This window comes from Bradyrhizobium sp. UFLA05-108 (genome assembly GCF_059803455.1).
Genome location: NZ_JBANAZ010000070.1, coordinates 11,921 through 36,774 on the forward strand (window position 1 = coordinate 11,921; position 24,854 = coordinate 36,774).

The window sequence follows — 24,854 nt, forward strand, 5'->3', positions numbered from 1 at the left end:
AACGTGCAATCACATTGGCGCTGCGCCAAGCCCTCCGATCTGCCGGCGATCATCGCGATCGCGGCGGCCATCCATCCCGATCTGCCGGAACGCGCGGACGTGCTGGCGGAGAAGATGAGCTTGTTTCCGGAGGGCTGCCGAATGCTCACCGCAGGAGACGACGTCTTTGGCTACGGCATCGCTCATCCCTGGACGCTCCACCAGATTCCGCCGCTCGACGACTACCTGCAAAAACTGCCGCCCGCGCCGGACTGCCTCTACTTGCATGACGTCGCGGTGATGCCCGCCTCGCGCGGCAATCGCGTTGCGACATCGTACATCGAGACGCTCGCACGCCTGGCGCGCGCGAACGGAATCGAACATCTCGCGCTCGTCTCCGTCTACGACACCGCTTCATTCTGGTCGCGCCATGATTTTCGCGTGATCGCGCCCGATGCGGCGTTGCGCATCAAGCTGGCATCCTATGGAGAGGGCGCAAGATACATGGTCCGCGATCTCAATCAGCGCGGTTTGCGCGGCGCCTAGTGTGGCGCAGTGTGCAGGCCTGCCGTCGCCGCGGATCGTTCACGTTGCCGTGTAGCCGCTCGAACCGGTCTTCATCCGACCCCGTCCAACGGCTGAGCGGGCCGTTCCGGGCTTCGCCGAACCGAAGGCTGGAGAATTCCGATGTTTACGAAATCCAGATTGACGGCAATTGCATTGATCAGTTTCGCTGCGACGACCGCGATGGCCACGACCAACGCCAGCGCATTCCACGAGCGCGTTTCGACCTGCGACGTCTTCTTCCTTGCGGGGTGTGGCGCAATTCCTCCGACCGTCGCCCTGGAAGGTCGGCGAATCGTTCGCCTGCCGACGCCTCCCCGCGACACGTCCCCGACCTACATGAAGCAGACCGATCCCCGCTACAGCTCCGCAATGAATAACGCCGGAGGAGGTGGAGGTGGTGGCGGAGGCGGAGGTGGTAGCGGCGGTGGTGGCGGCGGCCGCTGAGTTCACCTGACATGACCAAACACGACGCCGCCGGCGTGCCCCGGCGGCGTCGTCTTCTTTCGCTCGCGAGGGAATGAAAGCTTCTCTTCGCCGCTTCGTGTAGGCTCTGCACAACCGGATCTCTCGAGGATGCGCGCGTGACCTCCTCCATCAAGCGGCAGTGCGGCGACTGCACGCTGTGCTGCAAGGTGATGGCGATCGAGGCGCTGTCCAAGCCCGTGAACGTGTGGTGCGCGCATTGCCGGCCTGGCCGCGGCTGCTCGATCTACGCTGAACGACCAGCCGAATGCGAAAGCTTCAGCTGCCTCTGGCTCGTCAATGATCTCCTCGACGAGCAATGGAAACCAAGCAGATCAAAGCTCGTTCTGACAACGTCGGAAGACGGTCTCGAGGTCAGGTGCGACCCAGGCTTTCCCAACGCCTGGCGCAACCAGCCCTATGCCGCGAAAATCCGCGATTGGGCGGGCGCGGGCGAGACGAACGACATGACAGTAGTCGTGATCGTCGGCCGGCGCATGATTCTCGTCGCGCCGGATCGGGAGTTCGATCTGGGGATCGTCGGACCGGACGAACGGATCGTGCGAGAACTCGAAGGCACCAAGGTGGTTGGCGCGACGGTGGCGAAGGAGACCGACCTTGGACGCACGTAACGGCGACAAGCCAGACGGGCATTGCCGGCACGCTCCTAAAGCGCGACGAGATTAGGATGAAGTCATCGCGCTTGGCCTCGACCAGAAAGGCAGCGAGATCGCTCAGAACATTCGGATGCGGGATCAAAATCGTCCCCCCTTCGGCCGCGAACTGGTCCACGAATCTGCCGCCGCAGCGCCGGCCCTTTTCGAATCCTAATCAATTCCGCAGACGCAGGCTCACCCTCCTCCGCGTAACCGTAAGCCCTGCCCTGATCATCGCCGGCATCTCGCCGCGAACGAGGTTGCTGGTACCGCGCCGCCAAGTGGTGGCGCGCGGCAGCTTGTTCTCGATCACGGACGCTGTCGTGGATGCGATCCTTGGCTCCAGCGTGTGAGTTGGTTGCGCGGCCGGCCCTCCGCCCCCCGGGACTGCAACCAACGAGACCGTGAGCCGTTTACTTCGCGCAATTCCTCGACCTACGGAGGTTTCTCATGGTCAAAAAGGCGCTTTTCGCGCTCGGCGTTGCTGCGATCCTTGCTCTCGCACCGGGCGCTGCTTCCGCACAGCGTGGCTTTCATGGCGGATTTGCAGGTGGAGGATGGCACGGTGGCGGCTGGGGCGGAGGGTGGCGTGGAGGCGGCTGGGGCTGGCGCGGACCGGCCGTGGGCCTTGGCGTCGGCTTAGGGCTCGCCAGTGCGGCGGCTTGGGGGCCCGGCTGGGGCTGGGGTGCTCCGGGTTGGGGCTATGCCGGGTGGGATGGGTGTACGAGATTGCGTCGGGTCTGGACTGGCTGGGGATGGCGCGTCGTCCCAGTAAACGTCTGTTGGTGAGATGCCGTTTTGTCGGCGGTGGCGCCAAAGGGCTCACTGCCGGTCTGGGTGTTTTCGAATATGCCGGTCTGTTCGGCGCCTAGACGCTGACGCACAGAGCGGCGTTGTGGATTGTGGGAGCGCGTTAATCTTTTCTTAACCATGCACGTCCAGCCTTGCCCTTGGTGGGGATCGTTCATCCTTTTGGGCGGGGGCTCGACGGAGGAAACGAAATGCACGGGCATGAGATGCAGCCCGAGGCCAACCTGCTTTCGGCTTTTGCGCTGATGATTTTCGGTGCCTTGGGTGTTGGCCTGCCGATGGCTCTGGTCATCATTTGGTTCTGTTCCTGAAAGAGAACCAACAAACTTCGATATCGGCCTTCGATCGGCTTCGCGCATTTAGCGCATGCAGGGAGTTTCCTGCTTGCTCGGCGTTCGGCCGAATACACCGCCTGGGAGAAAGCCCCCGGAGAGGAACTTCTCCGGGGGCGTTTCGGATGTGTGAGGTTGGGTACGTCCGCCAGCCCTCGCCACGATCCTAGACTTGACTATGACCGCACTTGATCTTGCGCAGGATACGGCAGCGATGCGTCATTGTTGTGAAGCCCGCTTGGTTGTGAAGCCCGCTTGGCGAGAATCGGCGCCGACATGGCCCGCCGCCCCTCACGCCATCTGCCGGCCCCGAGAGGCTTTCATTTTTCGCTCGTCAGGTGTTTCAGCATCGCCTCGCAGGCCGCCATCGCCTGATCGAACGTCTTGAACGGCGAGCCGAAGACCCTGATCGCGCCACGGCTCTGGTCAACCGGCCGCCATGACGCGACATAGCCAGCGCTTCCGTGAAAACCGGTCCCGGTGGGACTTTCGAAACTGATCACGAACGAAAAGCCGTCGCTGCTCGCGCTCCATATTTCCATGTGTTCGACGGCACGGTGGAACTGCAGGGACATGGCAATCGCAGCCAATCAGCCCTCGTCTGCCGTTTCGCGCCGCGGCCGCAGTCCGGGCGAACTGACCCAGCGCTCGACATTCAATCTGGCTTCCAATTCCAGCGCTTTCCAAAGCAAGTCGTCGCGTTTTTTGCCCAACGGCAGCTTTTCCGCAGCCACAAACAACTCCGCGATCTCGGGAGGCAAATCCTGTGTTTTCTCCACCATCACTCAACCTTGCCGGTATTGAGTGCTCATTTCAAAACACAACCCCCACGTGCGGCAAGTGTACTTTGTGCCATCGGCCCTGGAACAGGGAAGTAATCGCGTCGCTCAACGTGTGGCGGATGGCCGGGAATCGAGATCGCATCCCCTATACATCCCATGCAGCTGTTTGCCTTCGAGGAAAACTGTGCGGGGAGTTAGACCTCCGCGACTATCGAGCCACTGTTGAATTGGCGAAGGATACATCGAATACAGCATCCGGGTCGCTCCACGATCTGTAAAGGTGCGCCCATTCCTGCCGAAGTCCCATGCAGCATGAAAGGCAAGTCTCGCTCTGGATGTTACGCAGATATTATCCGGAGCGATGGTTGCAAGGACGATCGTGCAGGCGGAGGCGCACAGGCCGTCGATGACGACCGATTGACGCGAGGCGCGCAATTTCTCGTATCTTTCGATGTAGTAGCCAATCTGTCCGCCTCGATCATTCGTAATGCGAACCACGGCATGGCTCGTCCCCGTGCCAGTGAGTAAGAGCATTCCCGCGACGACCCCTGCCGGAAATCTCATGTTGCTCGCTCGACGAATGTGATGCCGATCCGCTGGCAAGATGACCGTGGGGCAGCTTGGGATGATTTCGGCTCTGAGAATGTTGACCTAGGTCAACGAACTTGCCGAACGGGGCCACTCCAATCCAGCCCGCTAATGCAGGGGTGGGTTGGTTGGCAGAGGGCGTTACCCACCTCTCCTCCGTGCGCTAACCAAAGCGGTAGCTTCGTCTAACCACACTACGGCAACCTTGCAGCACGCGACGAATGGACCCTTGTCGCGTCAGCAGTTCGATCCCAAATCGCTGCTGCACAACGCGACACGGAGGACTCATGACCGACAAGGTATCACTTGCCGACAAGCTTGCGACATTCCACCAATTCTGGTCGCCGCGCACCGTCGCTACCTTCAACGATTGCGACGTGATGGTGGTGAAGGTGAAGGGAGAGTTCACCTGGCACAAGCACGATGACACCGATGATTTCTTTCTCGTCCTGAAGGGCAGCCTCGACATCGAATTGCGCGATCGCACGGTGACACTCGAGCCGGGTCAGCTCTACATCGTCCCCAAGGGCGTCGAACATCGGCCCGTGGCGCGCGACGAGGTTCATCTTCTGTTGATTGAGCCGACCGTCTATCGAAGGCTAGTCCCGAAACGTCGCCAGCTTGCTGAAACCGCCGACCAGCCTTGCTCTGGCTTGCGCGATATAGTCGCGCGCTGAACGGCTCAAGGCGCGGACAGCCCGCCAAGCCTCGGTTGCTTGCAGCCATGCCCTCACCTTGGCGAACTTTCCATAGGCCCAGGCAAAAGTCGGAATCCTCATCAGCTTGTCACGCGTGAGATGGAACAGGCGCTCGACCAGCACGAGCTTGAGCAGCTCGCCGATGATGAAAGCCACAGCGCCGCTGACAACCTGCCCCGTCGCGGCGAGGTAGGCGGCGATGGGCTTGATCGGCTCCAGCATGATCACAGGCACGGAAAACAGCGCGAGCGAAGGATAAGGCGGCAGCGATCTGATCCAGGCCCGCAACCGCTTGAACTCCAGATGCCGCCCAAGCCAGCGTGATATGGGCCGCGCCACGGCCATGAAGGCCGCGTCCACCAGAAAGTAGACGATGGCCAGAATATAGGTGACAGGTTCCAGGATTCGCTTCACGGTCATTCTCCCGCGAAGTGAAAGCCGGAACTTGGGCCTAAGTTTCACCTCAGCGTGGATATCTCGCGAATTCCTGATGGAACTTTTTGGGCATCGAAGTTGACCGAGGCGATCGTTTCTTCCTTCTCCCCATGCAAGGCAGAAGAAAACAAGAGATCACCCCACCAATTCCGGCCATGGCACGATGGTCGACTTCACCGTCTTCATCGCCATCGCGTCCGCCACCGCCTGCGCGACGCCCTGTTCCGTGAACGGATAGATCGTCTGCATCTTCAGCCATGGATATTTGCCCGCCGTGCGATAGAGCATGTCGACGCCGAGCGGCAGATCGTTGCCGGTAAAGCCCCAGGAGCCCAGCACGTTGAGGTCCTTGGTGCAGATGCGATGCCAGGAGGTCTCGATCGATCCGGCGTCTGTGAACTGACCCATCTCGACATAGGTGCCGCCGTCTCGCAGCATCTCGACGCCCTCGGGACCGGCTGAGGGATGGCCCGAGCAGTCCATCACGAGATCGGCGCCGAAACCGCCGACGATGTCGCGCACGGCCTTGATGCGATCCTGCGGCGTCTTCAGCTCCTCGATGTTCACCGTCGCCTCCGCGCCGAACACGCGCGCGAGTTTTAATCGTGGCTCTTCCGGCGCCCCGACGCAGATCACGCGCCCCGCACCCATCTCCCGCGCAGCCGCGACCGCCAGAATGCCGATCGGACCGGAGCCCTGGATCACGACCGTGTCGCCCCAGGTAAAGCCACCGGCGCGGCTTGCGCGGTTGAAGGCGCGGATGCAGGACGTTAGCGGCTCGGATAGCGCGCCCAGCCGCAGCGACATGTCGTCGGGCAGCTTGTAGATCTTGGTGCCCGGCAGCATGTCGAGATCGACATAGACATACTCGGCCCAGCCGCCCCATAGATGCGGTGCCTTGTCGAAGCCGAGATAGCGGCCGTAATAGACCGGCGTCAGGCATTTGTTGGCCGTCGCCGGATAATGGATGCAGTAGTAGCAACGGCCGCAGGGCATCAACGGCGGGATCATCACCTTCGATCCGACGTGAAGCGGCTTGCTCATGAAATCTTCGGTGAACTCGTCGCCGCATTCGACGATGACGCCACCGAGCTCGTGTCCGAGCGTGAATGGCCAGGGCAACGGTTTTGGCCAATGCCCCCTGAGAATGTGCAGGTCGGTGCCGCAGACGCCGCAGGCGCCGACCTTGATCAGCGCCGCCTTCTTCCCAACCTTCGGCCACGGTACGGTGCGGATCACGGGTTCGGCGCCCGGCCCCGCATGGGTGCATACGCGGATTGACTCCATGGCTATTTCCTCACTGCCCGTCTTGTGTTGAATGTCGCAGGCTGCGGTAGAGCCTATGTGAGGTTCGGCCTCCTGCCAACCGCGGCCGTAACTGCTGCAGGGCCGCCCGACGAAGACGCCAGAACCTAACTCTCGCCACGCTCTTACCCAGGTCATCGATTGAACATTCACATCTCGACGAAACCGGCGGCTGCACCGAGCTCGTTCGCAGCGATGCAGTCGCGCCCCTATCGTGCGCAGTTCGTGGCCTACGTGCTGGCCATGATGGCAGACAATATCGAACACGTGATCAGCTATTGGGTGGTGTTCCAGAAATTCCACTCGCCCGCGCTGGCGGGCTTTGCGGTGCTGTCGCACTGGTTGCCGTTCCTGCTGTTTTCCGTCGCCGTCGGCAGCCTCGCCGACCGCTTTGATCCGCGCCGCATCATCCAGTGCGGCATGCTGCTGTTCATCGTTGCCTCGACCGGATGGGGCATCTTCTTCATCACCGATACGATCCAGATGTGGCACGCGATGCTGCTGCTGGTCATCCATGGATGCGCGGGCGTCCTGTGGCAAACGCCCAACCAGCTCCTGCTCTACGATCTCGTTGGACCTGCCGATCTGCCGAGCGCGGTGCGCCTGAATGCGATGGCGCGCTATCTCGGCATCCTGGTCGGACCTGCCGTCGGCGGCGTCATCATGCTGACGCTCGGCACCTCGCACGGCATCATCTTCAACACGTTGTTCTATCTGCCCATGCTGCTCTGGCTGTTCTGGGCGCCGGCGCGGGACACAAGCGTGGCCGCGCGACGCTTCGCCGTCCGCGGCTTGACCGACATCGTGCTCACGATCCGCTCCATCGGAACGCAGCCGGTGCTGACTGCGATGACGTGGCTGGCCGGGCTCACCTCCTTCATGATCGGCAACGCCTACCACGCGCAGATGCCAGGTTTTGCCGGCGATCTCGGCCATGGCGATCCCGGTGTGTCCTACAGTGTGCTTCTGGCGGCCGACGCCGCTGGCGCGCTGCTCGCCGGCATCGCGCTGGAATCGTGGGGTCGGCTCAAGGGCACGCCGCGGACCGCGATCACGCTGGCCATGCTGTGGAGCATCTCCCTGCTCGCCTTCGCGTCCGTGCGGATCTATCCGCTGGCGATCGTGCTGCTGTTTGCCGCAGGGTTCTTCGAGCTGTCGTTCAACACCATGGCGCAGGCACTGGTGCAATTGAATGCGCCGGCCGACATCCGCGGCCGCGTCGTGGGCCTGTTCAACATGGCAGGCCTGGGGATGCGGGCTTTTAGCGGCATCACCGTCGGCCTCGTCGGCGCGGCGATCGGCATTCACTGGTCACTCGCCCTGTCGGCCGCCGTCCTGCTGGCGCTGCTGCTCGTCCTTTATCGGTGCACGGCGCAAAAGGCATAGACCGCCTTGGCTCGAGGGGCATCCTGTCCGTTGACACGCCTCTCTCGCCGGCCCACGCTGACTGCAAAAGTCTCAAGGGGGTGAGACGTTGCGCAATCGCTGGGGCATTCTTGCGATCCTGTTCACGGTGCGCCTCACCATGGCGTTCCAGTTCCAGAGCGTGGCTGCGGTCGCCCCGCTGCTGGAACAGACCTTTGGCATCGGCCTTGCCGACATCGGCCTCCTGATCGGCCTCTACTTCACGCCGGGCATCGTGCTGGCGCTGCCGGGCGGTGCGATCGGCGCAAGGTTCGGCGACAAGAGCACCGGGCTAGCGGCCCTTGCCTTGATGATGACCGGCAGTTTCGCGATGGCGCTCGCGGGCGACTGGAGTTCGCAGATCGCAGGCCGGCTGATCGCCGGTGCCGGCGGCGTGCTGCTGAGCGTGCAGCTCACCAAGATGACCACGGACTGGTTTGCGGGCAAGGAGATCGCAACCGCCATGGGCATCGTCATCAATTCCTGGCCAACGGGAATCGCGCTCTCGCTCCTGACATTGCCGACGATCGGCACGGCGGGCGGCACCGGTGCGGTGTTCATGGCCGTCTGCGCCGTGATTGCCATCGGCATCGTGCTGATGCTGCTCTACCGGCCTCCGCCCGAGAGCGGGACGGCAGCGCCGACGTCGGCTCGTCTCGATCGGCCGACGATGACGGCGGTGATGATCGCCGGCGCAATCTGGGGCCTGTTCAATATCGGCTTTGCCATGATCCTGTCGTTTGGGCCGTCGCTGCTGGTCGAGCGCGGCTGGACCGTCGCAGCGGCAGGCTCCGTGATCAGCCTCGCTTTGTGGATCTCGGCCGTCTCCGTCCCGCTCGGAGGTTTTCTGGCCGACCGGACCGGGCGACCGCTCACTCTGCTCGTCGGCGGCAGCCTCGCCCTAGCGGTGCTGCTGGTGCTTTTGACGCGATCGGGTGCCGTGATCGCGACCGTCATCGCGATTGGTCTCGCCTCCGGCCAGCCGGCCGGCCCGATCATGAGCCTGCCGGCTCGCGTGCTCGCGCCGCGGACGCGCGCGATCGGGATGGGGCTCTTCCTCACCGTGTTCTATGTCGCCATGATGCTCGGACCGGCGGTCGCCGGACGGCTCGCCGGCTGGGCCGGAAGCGCGGCGGCGGCCCTCGATCTTGGCGCGGTCGCGTTGCTTGCCTGCCCGCCTCTATTATGGCTTTTCGAGCGCGTAGCCGCCCGACGCGCACGACCCGCCTGACCTATTCCGAACGTCCCGCCCGTTCCGCTAACGGCGCGTTAACCCTGTGCGCCTTAGGGTCGTTGGGACTCCGCCCGGGCGGGGGTCGGGTAGTGAAAATGGCGTTGGCGAACAAAAAATTTCTTCCTGCCGCCGAGGAACGTCGGCGTTTCCAGCGGGTGAAAGTACATCTGCTCGGCCGCTATATGCTGCCGGACCGCCGTGAATTCCCCTGCCAGGTGATCAACATGTCGCCGGGCGGCCTTGCTTTGCTCGCCCCCGGCATCGGCAATGTCGGCGACCGCGTGGTCGCCTATCTCGACCATATCGGCCGCGTCGAGGGCAAGATCACCCGGATCATCGACAACGGCTTCGCCATGACGGTCGGGGCAACGCCCCGCAAGCGCGACAAGCTCGCCGCCCAACTCACCTGGCTCGCCAACCGCGACATCCTCAATCTGCCGGAGGATCGCCGCCACGATCGTATCGTGCCGCGCAATCCGATCGCGGTGCTCACGCTCGAGGACGGCACCAAGATGACCTGCCGCATCATCGACCTGTCGCTGTCCGGCGCCGCCATTGCCGCAGAGAACCGGCCGCCGCTGAAATCGCAGGTCATGCTCGGCCGCGTCCAGGGCCGCGTGGTCAGAAATCTCGAGGACGGCTTTGCGCTGGAGTTCGTCCACGAGCAGCCGGTCGAGACTCTCGAAGAGAGCGTTACCGCGCGGTAAAGCGCAGCCGGCTGAAAAATCCGGCAATCGAGCCGAAAGGCGGCCTCCGCAACGCGGACGTCGCCTTTTTTCACACCTCGCGCGCATGCGGTTGCCGGTTAACGCGGTCAGCCGCGCGCGGCGAAAACGCTGAGTTCCCCGAGTCTCGGGCGTTAACGCCTACAATTTTACTCAATTGCAGTATTCTCAAATTTTAGGCGAATTCTACTCAAGTATAAATCGAATTCAGCGCTCGTTTTACTTGCATTCGTCTCGACTTGACTTGGCTCACTTAGCGGCAACGCAAAAGCTTCGTGGCAATTGTGGTCCAACAAGAAACGGGGGCCACGATGTTCGACTTCAGGGGACAGGGGAAAGGGCTGGCGGTTGCCGCCATGCTCTTCGGGATCAGCGCGACGGCGCAGGCCGGCGAAGGCCGCCTGCTCTACGCGAGCCTCGGCGACAACACGCGTGCGCCGATCGGCTGGGTCGAGTTCTGTGCCGACAATGCTGCCCAATGCCAGGGCGGTCCGTCTCAGCCGCGCGACATCGTGATGTCGCAGACGGCATGGCGCGATCTGCTGAAGGTCAATCGCTGGGTCAACGAGACCGTGAAGCCTTTGACCGACATGGAGCACTGGGGCGTGGTCGAGAAGTGGTCGTTGCCATCAGACGGCTACGGCGACTGCGAGGATTATGTGCTGTTGAAGCGCAAGATGCTGATCGATGCCGGATGGCCGCGCGAGGCCCTGCTGATCACGGTCGTGCGCGACAAGAAGGGTGAAGGACACGCGGTGCTGACGGTCAAGACCGACAAGGGCGAGTTCATTCTCGACAATCAGAATGAGAATGTCGTCGCCTGGACCGAGACCGGCTACCGCTTCGTCAAGCGTCAGTCGCAGAGCGATCCCAACGTCTGGGTCTCGCTCGGCGACACCAAGCCGGCGGTCTCCACCGCCAGCGCCAAGGACCAGTAGTTAGCAAAAGAGCGAGTTACGCGACCCGGTCACATCCCCACCCCTCCCCGTCCCAGACCGGTTCGCGCGCGCCCAGCCATCCCCCAATGGCTGGGCGCAATCTTTTTGGGGCGCTGAAATCGCACGCACCGGGAACCGAAACTTTTTTAACATAGATGAATTGCCAATGGGGGCTCGCGAGCAGTGAGGCGAGCCATGCAGTTCCTGTCGCCCGGTGACGTGTTTCTGATGTCGATGATCACCGGCCTCGTTTTCCTGCTCGAGGTCGGATTTTTCATTCTATTCGGCGTCATTTGACGCCAACGCGAAAACTGTTCCGAAGAACGGAACAGGCGACCTCCGAGATCGTTCAATTGCGGCTGGAGGATCTCCACCATGCGCGTAACCGATTGCGCGTCGCCACGCAGTCCGACTGAGGTTTGCAGCCGCATCGTGAACGATCGCATCGCCCAATCGCTCGCGCAGTTGCGCATCTCGTTGGACCTCCTGAAGCACAAAGTGCATATCGCGCCCGAGCTTGAAGTGACATGAAAAATCCTTCGCCCGGAATGCGCAGGGCACTGCGCCAGGCTCAGCTCTACGGGCATCTGGTCGTCCGAAATGACAGGCTGTATCACCCCGGAGGCAACCATCCGATCTGCTCCATTCAGACCGCGCGGGAGATGGTCAGGTCCGGGTGGATGAGGAAGCGAGACGGCGAATACGAGATCACGCAAGACGGACAGCTCGCCGTCGAAAGCGAAAGCTTACATTGACGCTGGTACTCGGGCCTGGCCGCAGCTCCTACCGGAGGGTTGCGATCCGCGCCTCAGGCGCCAAGCACGTCGGAAAGCCGCGGCTCGTCAGCGGCCGGCTCTTTCAGAAACAGCTCGGCCTCGATCTCCGTAAGATGTGAGAGCATCAACTCGCGTGCCTGCAACTTGTCCTGCCTGCGGATCGCGGTAACGATCTCGGCGTGATGGCTGGTGCCGCAGGCGGGCGTGTCGTGGCGGCGATAGAGCAAGATGATCAGGGAGGAGCGCGCGATCAGCTCCTTGAGGAAGCCGGCATAGATGCTGTGACCGGACATCTCGGCGACCAGCCGGTGAAACTCGCCGGACAGCCGGATCGAGGCCCTGGCGTCGCCGCGGGTTTCCGCCGCATGCTCCTCGGCGAGATGTCGTTGCAGGCGCTCAAGCCAATCCGGCGACACCGCGTCGATGGCGTGATCGACGATCGACGGCTCAATCAGCCGCCGCGCCTCGAACACCTCGCGCGCATCGGCCGGCGTCGGCCGCGCAACGAAGGCGCCACGATTCTTCTCGATGCTGACGATCCCCTCATGCGCGAGCTGGTGCAGCGCGGTGCGGACCAAGGTGCGGCTCGCGCCGTAGATCTCACCAATTTCGTCCTCGCCGAGCTTGGTGCCCGGCAGCAGCCGATGCTCGAGGATCGCGGTCGTCACACCCTCCCGGATACGGCTGACGCGGTCACTGCCATTATCGGCTGCGAGCGATGCGTCAGACTTCGGTTGAGCTTTGGCGGCCATAGATTTTGGCTTGCTGAATGTGGGCTCGTTGATTTGGGGCTCGGTCGTCAAATCAGGCTCCAAAGGTTAGTCGACCAGCCGTATCCAATGACAGGCGAAACTTTATACAATCCCTGATCATTTTGTGTGCATAATGCTCCCTAGCGGCCACCGCTGCGCCGCCCGGATTTGCGATCTCCGGGCTAATGATCTGACATTGCTACGCAGTTCCGAAAAAATGCCGCGGACTTCCGCTTGGCACGGGCCTTGCCGAGGGAAGCGGTAAATCGCCCTTTCCCTGGGAGCTCCATGGCCCTTCCCGCCGCCCTCGAACTGGTCTCGGTCACCAAGCGCTATGACACGACGCTGGCGGTCGACAGCGTCAACCTCAAGATCCCGGCCGGCACCTATTGCTGCCTGCTCGGCCCCTCCGGCTGCGGCAAGACCTCGACGCTGCGCATGATCGCCGGTCATGAGGCGGTCAGCGAGGGTGACATCATCCTCGGCCCCCACAACGTCACCGGCCTGCCGCCCGCCAAGCGCGGCACGGCGATGATGTTCCAGTCCTACGCGCTGTTTCCGCATCTGACGGTGCTCGACAATGTTGCGTTTGCGCTGAAGATGCGCGGCATCGATCGTGCGACGCGCCACAAGCGCGCCGGCGAGCTGCTCGAACTGGTGGCAATGACGCCCTATGCCGCGCGCCTGCCGGCGCAGCTCTCCGGCGGCCAGCAGCAGCGCGTGGCGCTGGCCCGCGCGCTGATCACCGAGCCGCAGATCCTGCTGCTCGACGAGCCGCTCTCCGCACTCGACCCGTTCCTGCGCGTCAGGATGCGCGGCGAGTTGAAGCGGCTCCAGCGCGAGCTCGGCATCAGCTTCATCCAGGTCACGCACGGCCAGGAGGAGGCGATGGCGCTCGCCGACCACATCGTGGTGATGAACGGCGGACGGATCGAGCAGCAGGGCAGCGCCCGCGACATCTTCCACCATCCGCGGACCGAGTTCGTCGCGCGCTTCATCGGCGGACACAACGTGCTCTCCGATGCCGGCCAGATGATCGCGGTGCGCGCCGATCAGCTCGGCATCAAGCCGATCGCGGACGGCGCTTTCGGCGCGCCGGCGCTTTTGACGGAAACCGAGTACCAGGGCTCCTACGTCGCCGTCTCGCTCACGCTCGACGACGGCACCGCCCTGTTCTCCCACGTTCCCGAGGCCACCTTCGACGCCCACCCCTTCCGTCCGGGTGATCGCGTGCTGGCCACCTGGGATCCCGCCAAGGCGCAGCGTCTGCAATAGCGCCATCCAGTCCAGAAAATGCGCAACACAGAGGAGTGACTGATATGACAGAGACGACGAGGAAGACTGGCGTCAGCCGCCGCACATTGTTGAAGGGGACCGCGGGCCTCGCAGGTTTCGCAGCCGGCTCCGGCGCCATCACCGGCTTCCCCTACGTGATGTCGGCCGAGCCGAAAGTGCTGCGCTATCTCGGCACCGCCGTGAACGAGGGCGATGACATCTCGAAGCAGTGCCTGAAGGACACTGGCATCAAGATCGAATACATCACCGCGACGACCGACGACGTCACCAAGCGCGTGATGACCCAGCCGAACTCCTTCGACGTGCTCGACACCGAATATTTCTCGCTGAAGAAGCTCGTGCCCTCCGGCAACATCCTTGCCCTCGACGCCAAGAAGATCAAGGAATTCGACAACATCACGCCCGTCTTCACCAAGGGCGAGACGCCCGGCGGCAAGAAGATCGGCAATCAGGGCACCGCGCCCTGGAAGGTGCTCTATCTCGAAGGCAAGGACTCCAAGACTTTCGCCAAGTCGGCGACCGAATTCGTGACGCTGATCCCCACCGTCTACAACGCCGACACGCTCGGCATCCGTCCCGATCTCATCAAGCGCCCGATCAACTCGTGGGCCGAGCTGCTCAATCCCGAGTTCAAGGGCAAGGCCTCGATCCTCAACATCCCCTCGATCGGCATCATGGATGCAGCGATGGTCGTGGAAGCCACCGGCAAGTACAAATATGCCGACAAGGGCAACATGACCAAGGAAGAGATCGATCTCACCATGAAGGTGATGACCGAAGCCAAGAAAGCTGGCCAGTTCCGCGCTTTCTGGAAGGACTTCAACGAGAGCGTCAACCTGATGGCCTCGGGCGAAACCGTCATCCAGTCGATGTGGTCACCGGCTGTCACCAAGGTCCGCTCGATGGGCATTGCCTGCACCTTCCAGCCGCTGAAGGAAGGCTACCGCTCCTGGGCCTCGGGCTTCTGCGTCTCCAAGGGCGTGTCGGGTGCGAAGCTCGACTGGGCCTACGAGTTCGTGAACTGGTTCCTGTCCGGCTACGCCGGCGCGTATCTCAACCGCCAGGGCTACTACTCAGCCGTGCTCTCAACCGCAAAGGCGCACATGGAGCCCTACGAGTGGGCCTACTGGATGGAAGGCAAGCCCGCCGAGAAGGACATCAAGGCGCCCGACGGCTCGCTGCTCGAGAAGGCCGGTGCGGTGCGCGACGGCGGCTCCTATGAGGACCGCATGGGCGGGGTCGCCTGCTGGAACGCGGTCATGGACGAGAACGACTACATGGTCCGCAAGTGGAACGAGTTCATCGCAGCGTGATGGACACGTCAGACGAGCTCTTGCAACAGGCATCCCCGGACCTCGCCCGGGGACCGGGACAGGCGCGCCAGAAAGCGGCGCGTCTGTCACCCTCCTTCATCTCCTGGCTGCAGGCCGGGCCGATGATGCTCGTCTTTCTCGCCTTCTTCCTGATCCCGCTGGTGTTCGTCGTCATCGTCTCCTTCTGGGACTACAACGAATACCAATTGCTGCCGGCCTTCTCCGGCCGCGGCTACACCGACACGTTCGAAGGCTGCATCGCGCAGCTCCCCGATCTCTGCACGATCGGCAAGACCTATGTGAAGACTCTGAAGCTGTGCTTCATGGTCTGGGCGATCACGCTGTTCATCGGCTTCTGGGTCGCCTACTTCCTCGCCTTCCACATCAGATCCAAGACCTGGCAGATGGGCCTGTCGCTGCTCTGCACGATCCCGTTCTGGACCTCGAACGTGATCCGCATGATCGCCTGGATTCCGCTGCTGGGGCGCAACGGCCTCGTCAATTCCGGGCTGCTCAAGATCGGCGTGATCGACCAGCCGGTCGAATGGCTACTTTATTCCGAATTCTCCGTGGTGCTGGCGCTCGTGCACCTCTTCACCTTCTTCATGGTGGTGCCGATCTTCAACTCGATGGTGCGTATCGACAAGTCGCTGATCGAGGCCGCCTATGACGCCGGCGCCACCGGGTTCCAGACCCTTGTCAACGTCATCATTCCCCTCGCCAAGCCCGGCATCGTGATCGGCTCGATCTTCGTCATCACCATCGTGATGGGCGACTTCATCACCATCGGCGTGATGGGCGGCCAACAGATTGCCGCCGCCGGCAAGATCATCGAGACCCGGCTCAACGCACTGCAATTCCCGGCTGCCGCGGCGAACGCCGTGATCCTGCTCGTCATCACCTTCCTGATCATCACCATGATGTCGCGCATCGTCGACATCAGGAAGGAGCTGTGATGCGAGAGGGACGCCCGCGCAGCTTCTACGTTCTTGCCGTGTTCTTCGCGGCCTACGTGCTGTTTCTCTATGGCCCGATGATCGCGATCTACATCCTGTCGTTCCAGGGGCCTCAGGGCGGCCTCACCTTTCCTATGAACGGGGTCTCGACCTATTGGCTGTCAAAGCTGTTCCAGGGCACCGGCATCGTCGATCTCGGCGCCGCCTTCCGCCGCTCGCTGCTGCTCGGGCTCGTCGTGATGGCGGTCACCGTCGTGCTGTCGGTCGCCGCCGGCATGGCCTTTCGCCGCAAGTTCAGGGCGCAGAGCATTTTGTTCTATTCGGCGATCGCGAGCCTCATTGTACCCTCCATCATCACCTCGCTCGGCATCTCCCTGGAATTCCGCATCATCGACGATCTCATCAAGGCGCACTGGAATGAGAATTTCGAGACCTCGATGGGCCTGCTCACCTCGGGGCTAGGCGCGCATCTGACCTGGACGCTGCCGTTCGGCCTGCTCATCATGTTCGCGATCTTCAACCGCTTCGACCCCAGACTCGAGGAAGCCGCGCGCGATCTCGGCGCAACGCCCTGGCAGACCTTCCGCCACATCGTGCTGCCGATCATCCTGCCCTCGGTGATCGGCATCGGGCTGTTCGGCTTCACGCTGTCCTGGGACGAGCTCGCCCGCTCCAGCCAGGCGATCGGATCGGTCAACACGCTGCCGCTGGACCTGCAGGGCCTCACCACCACGGTCACGAAGCCCGACATCTATGCGCTCGGCACCATCATCTCCGCGGTCTCCTTCGCCGTGATCACACTCGCGCTCGGCACCATCCACATGCTGAACAAGCGGCAGGCCGCAAAGGGCTCGGATGCCGGCAAGGGACTGGTGTGACCTGATGCGTCTTCACATCGTCAATCCCAACACTACGGCCGCGATGACGGCAAAGATCGCCGCGGCAGCGCGTGCCGTCGCCTTGCCGGATACGGTGATCGACGCCCGCCAGCCCACGATGGGCCCGGTCTCGATCGAAGGCTTCTACGACGAAGCCTTCGCCGTGCCCGGCATGCTCGGCTGCATCCGCGATGCCGATCGCGATGGCGCGGACGCCCACATCATCGCATGTTTCGACGACACCGGCCTCGATGCGGCGCGTGCGATCGCAAAGGCACCGGTGATCGGCATTGGAGAGGCCGCCTTTCACATGGCGAGCCTGATTGCGGCGCGCTTCTCGGTGGTGACGACGCTCGCCGTCTCCATCGTGCCGATCGAGCATAATTTGCGGAAATACGGCCTCGCCGAGCGCTGCGCCCGCGTCCGTGCCGCCGAAATTCCCGTGCTCGCGCTCGAGGAGCGCAATGCCGATGCGCTCGGCAACATTTCCAGCGAGATCACGGCCGCAATCCGCGAGGACCGAACGGAGGCCATCGTGCTCGGCTGTGCCGGCATGGCCGACCTCGCCGGCGAGCTCGCGGCGAAGCACGGCCTCCCCGTCGTCGACGGCGTCGCCGCCGCCGTCCCGCTCGCTGAGGCCCTGGTGCGACTCGGCCTGACGACGTCGCGGCTAGGACCCTATGCGACGCCACGGCCGAAGACATATTCGGGGCCGTTGAGCGGTTTTCAGCCCTGAATCCCACGGTCCGAATGGCCATATTAGGCCGCTACGGCCCTTTTTCGGGCCTTAGCCTCTTTTTGGTCCCATTTCCTGCCGAAATGTAACGTTTTCGGGACGTCCCGGCGGCCGTTGCCGCTGGTCTTCGCCACTTCAGTTCATTTTTGGGCTTTGTCAGCGATGATCGATCTCGCACCGCGCGATGCGCGAACCAGCGCCTTCACCCGTCTCGGCAGCCAGCCGATCGCGCTCACGGCTGCGAGCCTGCTCCTGCTCATCACCGGCGTCACCTCAATCGCAATCTGGCGCGTCTATACCGGTACCGCCCCGGAGTCCGACCGGGTGGTCACCGCCCGGCTGCTGCAGGCCCGCACCGCGCAGGCCTCCGAGCAGCTCGTGGAGAAGACCAGAGGGCTGGAAGCCACCCAGCAGGAATCCATCGACCAGCTCCAGGTGGTTCAGGACCAGCTTCTGACTGTCAAACGGCTGCTCGCCTCGCAGCAGGCCGACACCAAGCGCCTGTCCGAGCAGGTCGCGACCCTGACCGAATCCATCGACGGGCTCAAACAGTCCTTCGCCAGCACGCAGGCCACGGAGACCGAGACGCCGTCGGTTACCCGCAAGAAACCGGCGCGCCGCCATGCCAGCATGCGCAGGCGGAGCAGGTCGCGAAGCTGATCCGGCCGGCGGCGATTCGTTCCCGCCCCACGCACCAAAATTTTGCGGCATGTGAACTGGATCACATACCCCCGTATGATTCCGCGTCATGCTCCCGGCTACCGGATGGCGTGAGCCAATTTCAATATCCGGGGCTGGCAAGGTCGTTGGCGGTATACTGCGTCAACGGCCTTGTTTTTTACGGCTGCTTTTCAACCACTTAAGGGATCGGCCGTCTCTGCCGGCTCAGCAGCCGCGGCAGATGCTCTTCACCGTCTTGTCGATCTGCTTGTTCTCGGCATCGACCGCCGAGTCGACTGACTTGTCTCGGTCTCTACCGGATCCCATGCCAACGGTCCCCCCGGAGGACTGCGCGGTGCCCAGGCTGTTCGTCCCCCGCGGCGGAGCAGCCTGCCCCGCCGCCCCGGCGCCGCCACGACCGTTAGCGGACGTCGTCGGACTGGTCGTCACGGAGCCACTCCCCGTCGCGCCGGACGTCGCACTGCCGCTGCTTCCGCCCGTGCCACCTCCACTGCCCTGTGCGAACGACGTCGTCGGCATCGCAAGGACCGCGAGAGTAAGCATCGCTGCCGAAACTGTTGCGGGCAATCTGATCATCGGAAACTCTCCCTTTCGAGCACCAACGATGGGCATACAGCCGCGTTCCGGAACAATTCCGTCACGCACGATTTGATGAGGGAGGCAGCGACGATCATGCGCAAGCTGATCGCATTCGACGAGGACACTTTCGGCAAACTCAAGCAGCTTGCGCGCGATCGCATGGAGACCCTTCAGGATCTGGCGGACGAGGCGTTCGCGGACCTGCTGGAAAAGCACGGTATACCGGCCGACCTGAAGGACGCGCTGCGCAAGAGCGCCAAGCTCGATCAGGCAAATGCCAAGCGAACCGCGCGTTCAAGATCCGGAAAGGCAAAGTGATGATGGCTGATCGCGATCCCTTCGCCGAAGGCGAGCGCGCCGCGCGCGAGAACATCCCGCGCGAAGCCAATCCATATCTGGACGGCAGCGACGAACACGCGCTGTGGGCCGCGGGCCACGAGAAGATCGCTGGATCCCGCGAAGCCCAAGAATCCGGAGGAGCTGAGTCCGAAGGGAGCTGACGAGCGACGTCAGCCGATCCGCTTCAAGCCCTTCTTGAAGCGCGGGCCGTTGGCGACGTAGAACTTCGCCGCGCTGCCCATTCTCGCGACCTGTGCGTCGTCGAGCGTGCGGATTACGCGCGCCGGCGAGCCGATGATCAGGGATCGTTCGGGAAATTCCTTGCCTTCGGTGATGACGGAGCCGGCCCCGACGATGCTGTTACGGCCGATCTTCGCGCCGTTCATCACGATCGCGCCCATGCCGACGAGCGCGCCGTCCTCGACGGTGCAGCCGTGCAGGACCACGTTGTGACCGACGGTGCAGTTCTTGCCGATGACGAGGGGAAAACCGAGATCGGTGTGACAGGTCGAGCCGTCCTGCACGTTGGAGCCCTCGCCGACCTCGATCCACTCATTGTCGCCGCGCAGCACCGCGCCGAACCAGACGCTGGCGCCAGGCTTGAGGCGCACGCGTCCGATCACGGTCGCGGTGTCGGCGATGAAGTAGTTGCCGTCGGCGGGAAGGTCGGGCGCCTGCCCGTCAAGCTCGTAGATCGCCATGGAGGTCTCCTGTCAGGAAATCTTGGCATAGCGGAGCTGTGACGTTCAAGCAAAGGGCCCAAAGCGCGATGAAGCATCATCGCGCTTTAGGTTATTGTTTGAGCATGATCTTTTCGGAAAACCGCTTCACACTTTTCCGGATCATGCTCCAGAACGCCGCAAGGCGTGCGTTCAAGCCAGCACGCCGGCGGCGCGCAGCGTCATCAGGAAGAACGTGCCGCTCATCATGCTCCAGAAGCCCGCGATGATGGTTGCCATCATCACGAATTCCATGCGGCGGCTCTCCAGCCGCGCGCCGCGCAGCGTATTGCGCATGATGATGAAGGGCGCCGCGAACACCAGGAACGGCACGGCCGCAAATGTCTTCGGCGCCACACCCTCCTGCAACAGCCCGAAGCCGGCAGGCCGCTGCGAAAGAGCCTGGTATCCGTTCACGAGCGCGCCCGCGAGTGCGAACCCGATGCAGATGGAGAAAAAGGAATTCAAGGTCTCAGGAGTCATCGGAAGTTCCGCCCGTACGCAACGCCGCTCCCTTCCTGTGACAAAAAGTGCCGGTTAACGCTACATTAGCCTTAAGAAAAGGTTAACGCAGCGTCCCGCCGACGTCATCCCCCCATGGGGACCGCAGGCTGCGCGGAACCGCCGCCGCGTGGCATATTCGCCCTTGATTCGTCGGCCATCGGCCGACCTTGTGGCGACCCATTGATGAGCGTGTTCTCGGCAACTTCCTCCCGCGGCCGTCCGGGCCGGACAAGGGCGCATCTCGCCCCGCTCGTGCTCGGCGGTATGTTCGCGGCAGGCGCGGTGGCCGTGGTCGCCTATCTGCTGTGGCCGACCTGGGGGACTGTGGTCGGCGCGAGTGCGCCGGACAGGCTGCCGGTCAGCGTCGGCGGCACGCTGTTCAACGTACCGACGGCAGCGATCCGGATGAAGATCCAGCGGCACTCCGGACCGCAGGAGCGCATCGACATCGATTTCCTCTACCCCTCGCTCGAGGTGCCGGGCGCACCAAAGCATGTCAGTGCCGACGCAGCTGAGGCGACAATGCAGCCGATCGACCGCATCTTCCTGTCGATCGCGGCGCATCACGATGCGCTCGCGCCGGAGCTCCGGGTCAGCACCATCTATCCGCGCTATCTCGATCAGGCCGCCACCTCGCCGGAGGACGGGCTGACGATGCGAATGTTCCGCGCAGACACGCCCTATGGCAGCGAGGACCTGTTCTCCGCGATGAGCCCCGAGCTGACCGCGCGCTGCACGCGCGATGCGGCGACCCCCGGCATGTGCCTTTCGGAGCGCCGCGTCGACGGCGCCGACCTCACCTTCCGATTTCCCCGAAGCTGGCTGCCGCAGTGGCGCGAGGTGGCGGAGGCGATGGACAGGCTGACGGCGCAGTTGCGCGGCCCGAAGGGCTGAGCGCGGTCTCTCTGCCCTGCTGCGAGCCTCCAGCCAAAAATATCGAAAACAACCTCATGCAAAGTAGCCGGGCGGCGGCATCGCGAATTTCGTCTTTTCAGAATATTACTTGACGCGTCGGGCAAATCAGGGGCACGGTGTCATCCTGCCGCGCTGATCGTGTCACCCCTGCCCAGGTCCAGGTCGAAATCCAGTCCTCGCGGTCGGAGGAGCATATCGGATCGCATCAGTGGCGACCTCCTTTGATTTCGAACATCAACCTGTCCAGCCCGAAGAAAGAGACAAGGTCGCTGCCACTCCCTTGTCAGGGGTGGACCGGAGTGGCTCGGTCCTTTCTTGTGCAGCTTGTGATCCAACCAGCCGGCCTCACATCAATACTGATCAAGCGGGGCAAGCTCGTTGAGCAATATTCCGGCAGCAACGGAGGAGAACTCGTATGGGAACATTCGTCCTTGTCCCAGGGGCAGGCGGCATGCCTTGGTATTGGCACCGCGTCGCCCCGCTCATTCGCGCGGCGGGACACGAAGCCATCGCGGTCGATCTCCCCGGCGACGACAGGAATTCCGGTCTCGCAGCGTATGCGGACATCGTCATCCGCGCGATCGCGAAACGAAGCGACGTGATACTTGTCGCCCAGTCGCTCGCGGGCTTCACAGCGCCCCTCGTTTGCGTGCGTGCGCCCGTGCGGATGGCCGTGTTCGTCAACGCGATGATCCCCGAGCCCGGAGAGACCGCCGGTGCATGGTGGGCCGCTACAGGAGCGGTGGAAGCGAGGGAAAACGCTGCGACGTGCCGCGGCTATGCGACGGAATTCGATGTGGCAACCTATTTTCTGCACGACGTGCCGCAGGACGTGCTGCGCACCGGCCCGGAACAACCACGCGAGGAAGCCGACGTCGTTTTCGGCGAGCCCTGTCGCTTCGAGCGCTGGCCCGACATCCCCATTCATGTTCTTGCGGCAAAAGACGACCGTTTTTTCCCGGTAGAATTTCAACGGCGTGTCGCACGTGAAAGGCTCGGAAAGGAGGTAGACGAAATTCCCGGTGGCCATCTCGTCGCCTTGTCAAATCCGGAAGGGCTGACCGATCGCCTTCTTGCGTATGAGAGGGCCTGACACGCTAACCCACAGGATGGTTGAAGCGGAGCGACACCCATCAATCACGCTGTGCTAACGGACTTGTAGTCTGCCCCGAAGACCGGCCGGCGAATTCTTCGGTCGCGACGATGCATTCGACGTTCCACCGGAGTGGATCGCGAGATGATGGTATCGCTACGCTCCACCATCCTACGAATCGCGCTTGTTCTACCCCGGCTCGATCCGCGAGAACCGAAAATTGCAGTGGCTCGCGCCGCCCGCCAGCGTTTGTGTCCGCTCCAACCGAATGCCACGTGTTGCATACGCATCGAAATCGAGCCCGCAAATGTGCGGCAAGATTTCTTGATCTCCGTGGCGAGCTGCGAATTTGCAGAAGCCGCAGGCCTTGTAATTGATGCCGAAATCAAAGTTGTCGCCGGTCCCGGGCTCGACGAAATCGTAGACGAAGTCTTCTGGATATTCTTCCGCACGGCTCTTTGCCGCCTGCTCGCGCAGCAAGGCCTGGTTCTCCGGAGACATGAACTGACGCCCTGAGGCGAGTCGTTCGGCCTCGGGCACCATGAGCAATTGCGCCTTGTAGCTCTCTCGCTCGATTTCGCCGATCACTGCCAGCGGCACACCATGCCGCCGGAGCACTCGGCCGATGGCCATAAAACCCATCAGACGCATGAAAAAATCGCTCATGCGGCTGGCTACGCCGCCGACATAAGGCATCTGGCTGAGCACGATCTCGAACTCGTTCATCACCTCCTGCCCGACCCCATCCATGTCCGGGATGCTCGCGCGCTCGCGCAACATCCCTTCGGCAAGATGGAGACGCTGGCGCAAAGCAGCCTCCATCGCGCCACGATGCGCCTCGTAAAAGGGGTGAATTGCAGTCATGGGATACCCTCGCCGGCACGCCAGCCTATTGCAGGCAGGCCCATCAATCCATTGCCAATTGAGCCGGCGCGCGGATCTTGCGCCACTCCTCTGCCAACGGACGAAGAATTGTCGTAGGCTGCTATCTGCGCGCACAGGATCATCAGAGGATGAATCCACTTCGAACCACAGTCGTAATGAAGACCGACATCAGCGGCTCAACGTCACGCTTCCGTGAACTGCTGACCGCCGATCTCCAGGCGCTGTTGGGCGAGCATCGTGCGTTTCTGGCGCGCCATGCCGCCGAGCACGGCGGCTCGATCATCAAGCCCGCGGGAGACGGTTACTGGCTGGAATTCCCCAGTGTCACGGGTGCAGCCAAAGCTGCGATAGCAGTGCAGGAAGACTTGCGGCTGGTCCAGCTGAGCCGAGGCGAGGATCGGCTCTCCATTCGCATCGTGATTGCACTCGGGGATGTCGTCGCTCAGGACGACGACTTCATCGGCGACGTTTTTGCGCTCGTCACCCGCGTCGAAGCGGTAACGCCGCCCGACGAAATCTATCTTACGGCTGGGGCTCGGCTCGCTCTGGCATCCGCGGAGATCCAGACCGCGCTTGTTGAGCGCTTTGCGCTGAAGGGTTTTGTCGAACCGATGCCGATCTACCGCATCGAACAGCGGCATCGCACACGCATCATTTCTGAAATCAACATCCTTTTCTTGGATCTTCACGGCTTCAGCAAGATCATGGATGCCGGGCCTGTCGCCAAAATTGAACGCATCCTCGATATGCTTGATGCGGTGACCTACGGGACGGCACAAGAATTCGGCGGCACGGTTCGATTCAATCTAGGCGATTCCTATTGCATAACATTTGCCGAGGCCGGGCGGGCCATGGCGGGGGCAGAGCGCTCAATCCGTAAGTGGGACGCAATCCGGCATCTGGAGCAGTTCGACTGCACGATCAGTATTGGGTTGCATCGCGGCACCCTCTACGCATTCCGCTCCTTTCTCTACGGCCGCGATGTCTGGATTGCCTCGCAATTGCAGAGTGCATCGAGCAAGCTCTTGACGAGCGAGGAGAATGGGATCTTCGTCACTAACGCCGTCCGCAGTGCCCTCCTTGGCACGCCATGGCACAACCGACTCCAGCCCGTCGACCTGCAACCGTTGCTCACGCCACAACTGGTCGGAATCGCGGCCTATCGACTGTGCGAAGTCGCTCACGACGACGAATTGCGTGATCCTCTCTGAAACGCAACCCAAATGGCGCTTAAGGTCGACGGATGCAGCGATGAACTCCGTCACTCGCGACGGCCGCTTACGATCGTGACATGGACCGTGCCGGCCGAGCTCATCGATGTGCAAGGCGTGACGGCCGCCGACGTCACCCGCGGCTCCGTACGTTGCGAAAACCAGAGCTTTCAGGGCACGCGGCCCGCGCAGAAGATGCATAGCGTTCGATCGGCAGCAAGCCGGGCGATCCGCGGCGGCGGCCCGCAGCCGATCGAACAAGAGATTACGGCGAACAGCGCACTTTGCTCGGCAAATTGAGTGCGC

Annotated in this window: 29 protein-coding genes; 20 read left to right on the forward strand and 9 right to left on the reverse strand. The window is 62.7% G+C overall.

Annotation, left to right across the window (positions count from 1 at the left end; all coding sequences use genetic code 11):
* Positions 1–3: 3 nt before the first annotated feature.
* The 3 genes from SO140_RS36260 (at position 4) to SO140_RS36270 (ending at position 1,640) form a co-directional block, all read left to right on the forward strand.
* Positions 4–525, forward strand: a complete 522-nt coding sequence (locus SO140_RS36260; protein ID WP_449384250.1) for a GNAT family N-acetyltransferase — start codon at positions 4–6, stop codon at positions 523–525.
* A 141-nt stretch (positions 526–666) separates the two neighbouring features.
* Positions 667–990: a hypothetical protein gene (locus tag SO140_RS36265; RefSeq protein WP_449384249.1), complete on the forward strand. Its 324-nt coding sequence runs from the start codon at positions 667–669 to the stop codon at positions 988–990.
* Positions 991–1,127: 137 nt separating this feature from the next.
* Complete coding sequence (locus SO140_RS36270; RefSeq protein WP_449384248.1) at positions 1,128–1,640, forward strand: hypothetical protein; 513 nt, start codon at positions 1,128–1,130, stop codon at positions 1,638–1,640.
* Positions 1,641–3,126: 1,486 nt separating this feature from the next.
* Here the strand turns inward: SO140_RS36270 and SO140_RS36275 are convergent.
* Both SO140_RS36275 and SO140_RS36280 read right to left on the reverse strand, forming a co-directional pair.
* Positions 3,127–3,381 carry a hypothetical protein gene (locus SO140_RS36275; RefSeq protein WP_449384678.1) on the reverse strand — a complete coding sequence of 85 codons (255 nt, stop codon included), beginning with the start codon at positions 3,379–3,381 and terminating at the stop codon, positions 3,127–3,129.
* Positions 3,382–3,396: 15 nt separating this feature from the next.
* Entirely contained in the window at positions 3,397–3,588 is a 192-nt protein-coding gene (locus SO140_RS36280; RefSeq protein ID WP_449384677.1) for a hypothetical protein, read from the reverse strand.
* 875 nt (positions 3,589–4,463) lie between these two features.
* Here SO140_RS36280 and SO140_RS36285 point away from each other — a divergent pair.
* Positions 4,464–4,853: a cupin domain-containing protein gene (locus SO140_RS36285; protein WP_498543808.1), complete on the forward strand. Its 390-nt coding sequence runs from the start codon at positions 4,464–4,466 to the stop codon at positions 4,851–4,853.
* Here SO140_RS36285 and SO140_RS36290 read toward each other — a convergent pair.
* Together SO140_RS36290 and SO140_RS36295 are read right to left on the reverse strand one after the other, a co-directional pair.
* On the reverse strand, positions 4,776–5,288 hold the full coding sequence (locus SO140_RS36290; protein WP_474804695.1) for a hypothetical protein: 513 nt from the start codon (positions 5,286–5,288) through the stop codon (positions 4,776–4,778). The genes SO140_RS36285 and SO140_RS36290 overlap by 78 nt on opposite strands.
* Before the next feature lie 156 nt (positions 5,289–5,444).
* Positions 5,445–6,596, reverse strand: a complete 1,152-nt coding sequence (locus SO140_RS36295) for a zinc-binding dehydrogenase (RefSeq protein WP_449383430.1) — start codon at positions 6,594–6,596, stop codon at positions 5,445–5,447.
* 159 nt (positions 6,597–6,755) lie between these two features.
* Here SO140_RS36295 and SO140_RS36300 point away from each other — a divergent pair, with 159 nt between their 5' ends.
* The 4 genes from SO140_RS36300 to SO140_RS36315 all read left to right on the forward strand — a co-directional run bounded on the left by SO140_RS36300 (position 6,756) and on the right by SO140_RS36315 (position 10,915).
* The gene (locus SO140_RS36300) at positions 6,756–8,000 is read left to right on the forward strand and encodes an MFS transporter (RefSeq protein ID WP_449383429.1); all 1,245 of its coding nucleotides are present in this window, start codon (positions 6,756–6,758) and stop codon (positions 7,998–8,000) included.
* Positions 8,001–8,088: 88 nt separating this feature from the next.
* Positions 8,089–9,249, forward strand: coding sequence for an MFS transporter (locus tag SO140_RS36305; protein ID WP_449383428.1), 1,161 nt, complete (start codon positions 8,089–8,091; stop codon positions 9,247–9,249).
* A 98-nt stretch (positions 9,250–9,347) separates the two neighbouring features.
* The gene (locus SO140_RS36310; protein WP_449383427.1) at positions 9,348–9,959 is read left to right on the forward strand and encodes a PilZ domain-containing protein; all 612 of its coding nucleotides are present in this window, start codon (positions 9,348–9,350) and stop codon (positions 9,957–9,959) included.
* 329 nt (positions 9,960–10,288) lie between these two features.
* Positions 10,289–10,915: a transglutaminase-like cysteine peptidase gene (locus tag SO140_RS36315; RefSeq protein WP_449383426.1), complete on the forward strand. Its 627-nt coding sequence runs from the start codon at positions 10,289–10,291 to the stop codon at positions 10,913–10,915.
* 808 nt (positions 10,916–11,723) lie between these two features.
* Here SO140_RS36315 and SO140_RS36320 read toward each other — a convergent pair.
* Positions 11,724–12,443 carry a GntR family transcriptional regulator gene (locus tag SO140_RS36320; protein WP_449383425.1) on the reverse strand — a complete coding sequence of 240 codons (720 nt, stop codon included), beginning with the start codon at positions 12,441–12,443 and terminating at the stop codon, positions 11,724–11,726.
* Positions 12,444–12,731: 288 nt separating this feature from the next.
* Between SO140_RS36320 and SO140_RS36325 the strand changes: the two genes are divergently transcribed.
* The 6 genes from SO140_RS36325 (at position 12,732) to SO140_RS36350 (ending at position 18,282) form a co-directional block, all read left to right on the forward strand.
* Entirely contained in the window at positions 12,732–13,718 is a 987-nt protein-coding gene (locus SO140_RS36325; protein WP_449383424.1) for an ABC transporter ATP-binding protein, read from the forward strand.
* Positions 13,719–13,762: 44 nt separating this feature from the next.
* Positions 13,763–15,052: an ABC transporter substrate-binding protein gene (locus tag SO140_RS36330; protein WP_449383423.1), complete on the forward strand. Its 1,290-nt coding sequence runs from the start codon at positions 13,763–13,765 to the stop codon at positions 15,050–15,052.
* Positions 15,052–16,008 carry an ABC transporter permease gene (locus tag SO140_RS36335; RefSeq protein ID WP_449383431.1) on the forward strand — a complete coding sequence of 319 codons (957 nt, stop codon included), beginning with the start codon at positions 15,052–15,054 and terminating at the stop codon, positions 16,006–16,008. Before SO140_RS36330 ends, SO140_RS36335 begins: the two co-directional genes overlap by 1 nt.
* Complete coding sequence (locus SO140_RS36340) at positions 16,008–16,886, forward strand: ABC transporter permease (protein WP_449383422.1); 879 nt, start codon at positions 16,008–16,010, stop codon at positions 16,884–16,886. Before SO140_RS36335 ends, SO140_RS36340 begins: the two co-directional genes overlap by 1 nt.
* 4 nt (positions 16,887–16,890) lie before the next feature.
* On the forward strand, positions 16,891–17,622 hold the full coding sequence (locus SO140_RS36345; RefSeq protein WP_449383421.1) for an aspartate/glutamate racemase family protein: 732 nt from the start codon (positions 16,891–16,893) through the stop codon (positions 17,620–17,622).
* 162 nt (positions 17,623–17,784) lie between these two features.
* A complete protein-coding gene (locus SO140_RS36350) occupies positions 17,785–18,282 on the forward strand; it encodes a hypothetical protein (protein ID WP_449383420.1) in 498 nt (165 codons plus the stop codon).
* 225 nt (positions 18,283–18,507) lie between these two features.
* On the opposite strand, the gene SO140_RS36355 is transcribed toward SO140_RS36350, so the two are convergent.
* The gene (locus SO140_RS36355; protein ID WP_498543809.1) at positions 18,508–18,879 is read right to left on the reverse strand and encodes a hypothetical protein; all 372 of its coding nucleotides are present in this window, start codon (positions 18,877–18,879) and stop codon (positions 18,508–18,510) included.
* A gap of 96 nt (positions 18,880–18,975) precedes the next feature.
* Between SO140_RS36355 and SO140_RS36360 the strand changes: the two genes are divergently transcribed.
* Positions 18,976–19,200, forward strand: coding sequence for a hypothetical protein (locus SO140_RS36360; RefSeq protein ID WP_449383419.1), 225 nt, complete (start codon positions 18,976–18,978; stop codon positions 19,198–19,200).
* Positions 19,200–19,382 carry a hypothetical protein gene (locus SO140_RS36365; protein WP_449383418.1) on the forward strand — a complete coding sequence of 61 codons (183 nt, stop codon included), beginning with the start codon at positions 19,200–19,202 and terminating at the stop codon, positions 19,380–19,382. The genes SO140_RS36360 and SO140_RS36365 overlap by 1 nt, the downstream gene beginning before the upstream one ends.
* A 9-nt stretch (positions 19,383–19,391) precedes the next feature.
* On the opposite strand, the gene SO140_RS36370 is transcribed toward SO140_RS36365, so the two are convergent.
* Both SO140_RS36370 and SO140_RS36375 read right to left on the reverse strand, forming a co-directional pair.
* The gene (locus SO140_RS36370; protein ID WP_449383417.1) at positions 19,392–19,922 is read right to left on the reverse strand and encodes a gamma carbonic anhydrase family protein; all 531 of its coding nucleotides are present in this window, start codon (positions 19,920–19,922) and stop codon (positions 19,392–19,394) included.
* A gap of 171 nt (positions 19,923–20,093) precedes the next feature.
* The gene (locus SO140_RS36375; protein WP_027526450.1) at positions 20,094–20,423 is read right to left on the reverse strand and encodes a DUF6949 family protein; all 330 of its coding nucleotides are present in this window, start codon (positions 20,421–20,423) and stop codon (positions 20,094–20,096) included.
* 204 nt (positions 20,424–20,627) lie between these two features.
* Between SO140_RS36375 and SO140_RS36380 the strand changes: the two genes are divergently transcribed.
* Complete coding sequence (locus SO140_RS36380; protein WP_449383416.1) at positions 20,628–21,338, forward strand: hypothetical protein; 711 nt, start codon at positions 20,628–20,630, stop codon at positions 21,336–21,338.
* A 436-nt stretch (positions 21,339–21,774) separates the two neighbouring features.
* The gene (locus SO140_RS36385) at positions 21,775–22,452 is read left to right on the forward strand and encodes an alpha/beta fold hydrolase (protein WP_449383415.1); all 678 of its coding nucleotides are present in this window, start codon (positions 21,775–21,777) and stop codon (positions 22,450–22,452) included.
* Between the two features lie 189 nt (positions 22,453–22,641).
* Here the strand turns inward: SO140_RS36385 and SO140_RS36390 are convergent, their stop codons facing one another.
* Positions 22,642–23,316 (reverse strand): L-2-amino-thiazoline-4-carboxylic acid hydrolase, encoded by a 675-nt coding sequence (locus SO140_RS36390; RefSeq protein WP_449383414.1) that lies wholly within the window; start codon positions 23,314–23,316, stop codon positions 22,642–22,644.
* Positions 23,317–23,492: 176 nt separating this feature from the next.
* Here SO140_RS36390 and SO140_RS36395 point away from each other — a divergent pair, with 176 nt between their 5' ends.
* The gene (locus tag SO140_RS36395) at positions 23,493–24,548 is read left to right on the forward strand and encodes an adenylate/guanylate cyclase domain-containing protein (RefSeq protein ID WP_449383413.1); all 1,056 of its coding nucleotides are present in this window, start codon (positions 23,493–23,495) and stop codon (positions 24,546–24,548) included.
* A gap of 87 nt (positions 24,549–24,635) precedes the next feature.
* Positions 24,636–24,848, forward strand: coding sequence for a hypothetical protein (locus SO140_RS36400; RefSeq protein WP_449383412.1), 213 nt, complete (start codon positions 24,636–24,638; stop codon positions 24,846–24,848).
* Positions 24,849–24,854: the final 6 nt, after the last annotated feature.

Coding starts and splice junctions, on each gene's coding strand:
- SO140_RS36385 (WP_449383415.1), top strand. CDS start 21,775: ATGGGAACATTCGTCCTTGTCCCAGGGGCAGGCGGCATGCCTTGGTAT.
- SO140_RS36325 (WP_449383424.1), top strand. CDS start 12,732: ATGGCCCTTCCCGCCGCCCTCGAACTGGTCTCGGTCACCAAGCGCTAT.
- SO140_RS36395 (WP_449383413.1), top strand. CDS start 23,493: ATGAAGACCGACATCAGCGGCTCAACGTCACGCTTCCGTGAACTGCTG.
- SO140_RS36280 (WP_449384677.1), bottom strand. CDS start 3,588: ATGGTGGAGAAAACACAGGATTTGCCTCCCGAGATCGCGGAGTTGTTT.
- SO140_RS36335 (WP_449383431.1), top strand. CDS start 15,052: ATGGACACGTCAGACGAGCTCTTGCAACAGGCATCCCCGGACCTCGCC.
- SO140_RS36320 (WP_449383425.1), bottom strand. CDS start 12,443: ATGGCCGCCAAAGCTCAACCGAAGTCTGACGCATCGCTCGCAGCCGAT.
- SO140_RS36345 (WP_449383421.1), top strand. CDS start 16,891: ATGCGTCTTCACATCGTCAATCCCAACACTACGGCCGCGATGACGGCA.
- SO140_RS36365 (WP_449383418.1), top strand. CDS start 19,200: ATGATGGCTGATCGCGATCCCTTCGCCGAAGGCGAGCGCGCCGCGCGC.
- SO140_RS36380 (WP_449383416.1), top strand. CDS start 20,628: ATGAGCGTGTTCTCGGCAACTTCCTCCCGCGGCCGTCCGGGCCGGACA.
- SO140_RS36375 (WP_027526450.1), bottom strand. CDS start 20,423: ATGACTCCTGAGACCTTGAATTCCTTTTTCTCCATCTGCATCGGGTTC.
- SO140_RS36310 (WP_449383427.1), top strand. CDS start 9,348: ATGGCGTTGGCGAACAAAAAATTTCTTCCTGCCGCCGAGGAACGTCGG.
- SO140_RS36285 (WP_498543808.1), top strand. CDS start 4,464: ATGACCGACAAGGTATCACTTGCCGACAAGCTTGCGACATTCCACCAA.
- SO140_RS36370 (WP_449383417.1), bottom strand. CDS start 19,922: ATGGCGATCTACGAGCTTGACGGGCAGGCGCCCGACCTTCCCGCCGAC.
- SO140_RS36265 (WP_449384249.1), top strand. CDS start 667: ATGTTTACGAAATCCAGATTGACGGCAATTGCATTGATCAGTTTCGCT.
- SO140_RS36330 (WP_449383423.1), top strand. CDS start 13,763: ATGACAGAGACGACGAGGAAGACTGGCGTCAGCCGCCGCACATTGTTG.
- SO140_RS36355 (WP_498543809.1), bottom strand. CDS start 18,879: ATGATCAGATTGCCCGCAACAGTTTCGGCAGCGATGCTTACTCTCGCG.
- SO140_RS36315 (WP_449383426.1), top strand. CDS start 10,289: ATGTTCGACTTCAGGGGACAGGGGAAAGGGCTGGCGGTTGCCGCCATG.
- SO140_RS36295 (WP_449383430.1), bottom strand. CDS start 6,596: ATGGAGTCAATCCGCGTATGCACCCATGCGGGGCCGGGCGCCGAACCC.
- SO140_RS36390 (WP_449383414.1), bottom strand. CDS start 23,316: ATGACTGCAATTCACCCCTTTTACGAGGCGCATCGTGGCGCGATGGAG.
- SO140_RS36360 (WP_449383419.1), top strand. CDS start 18,976: ATGCGCAAGCTGATCGCATTCGACGAGGACACTTTCGGCAAACTCAAG.
- SO140_RS36275 (WP_449384678.1), bottom strand. CDS start 3,381: ATGTCCCTGCAGTTCCACCGTGCCGTCGAACACATGGAAATATGGAGC.
- SO140_RS36350 (WP_449383420.1), top strand. CDS start 17,785: ATGATCGATCTCGCACCGCGCGATGCGCGAACCAGCGCCTTCACCCGT.
- SO140_RS36340 (WP_449383422.1), top strand. CDS start 16,008: ATGCGAGAGGGACGCCCGCGCAGCTTCTACGTTCTTGCCGTGTTCTTC.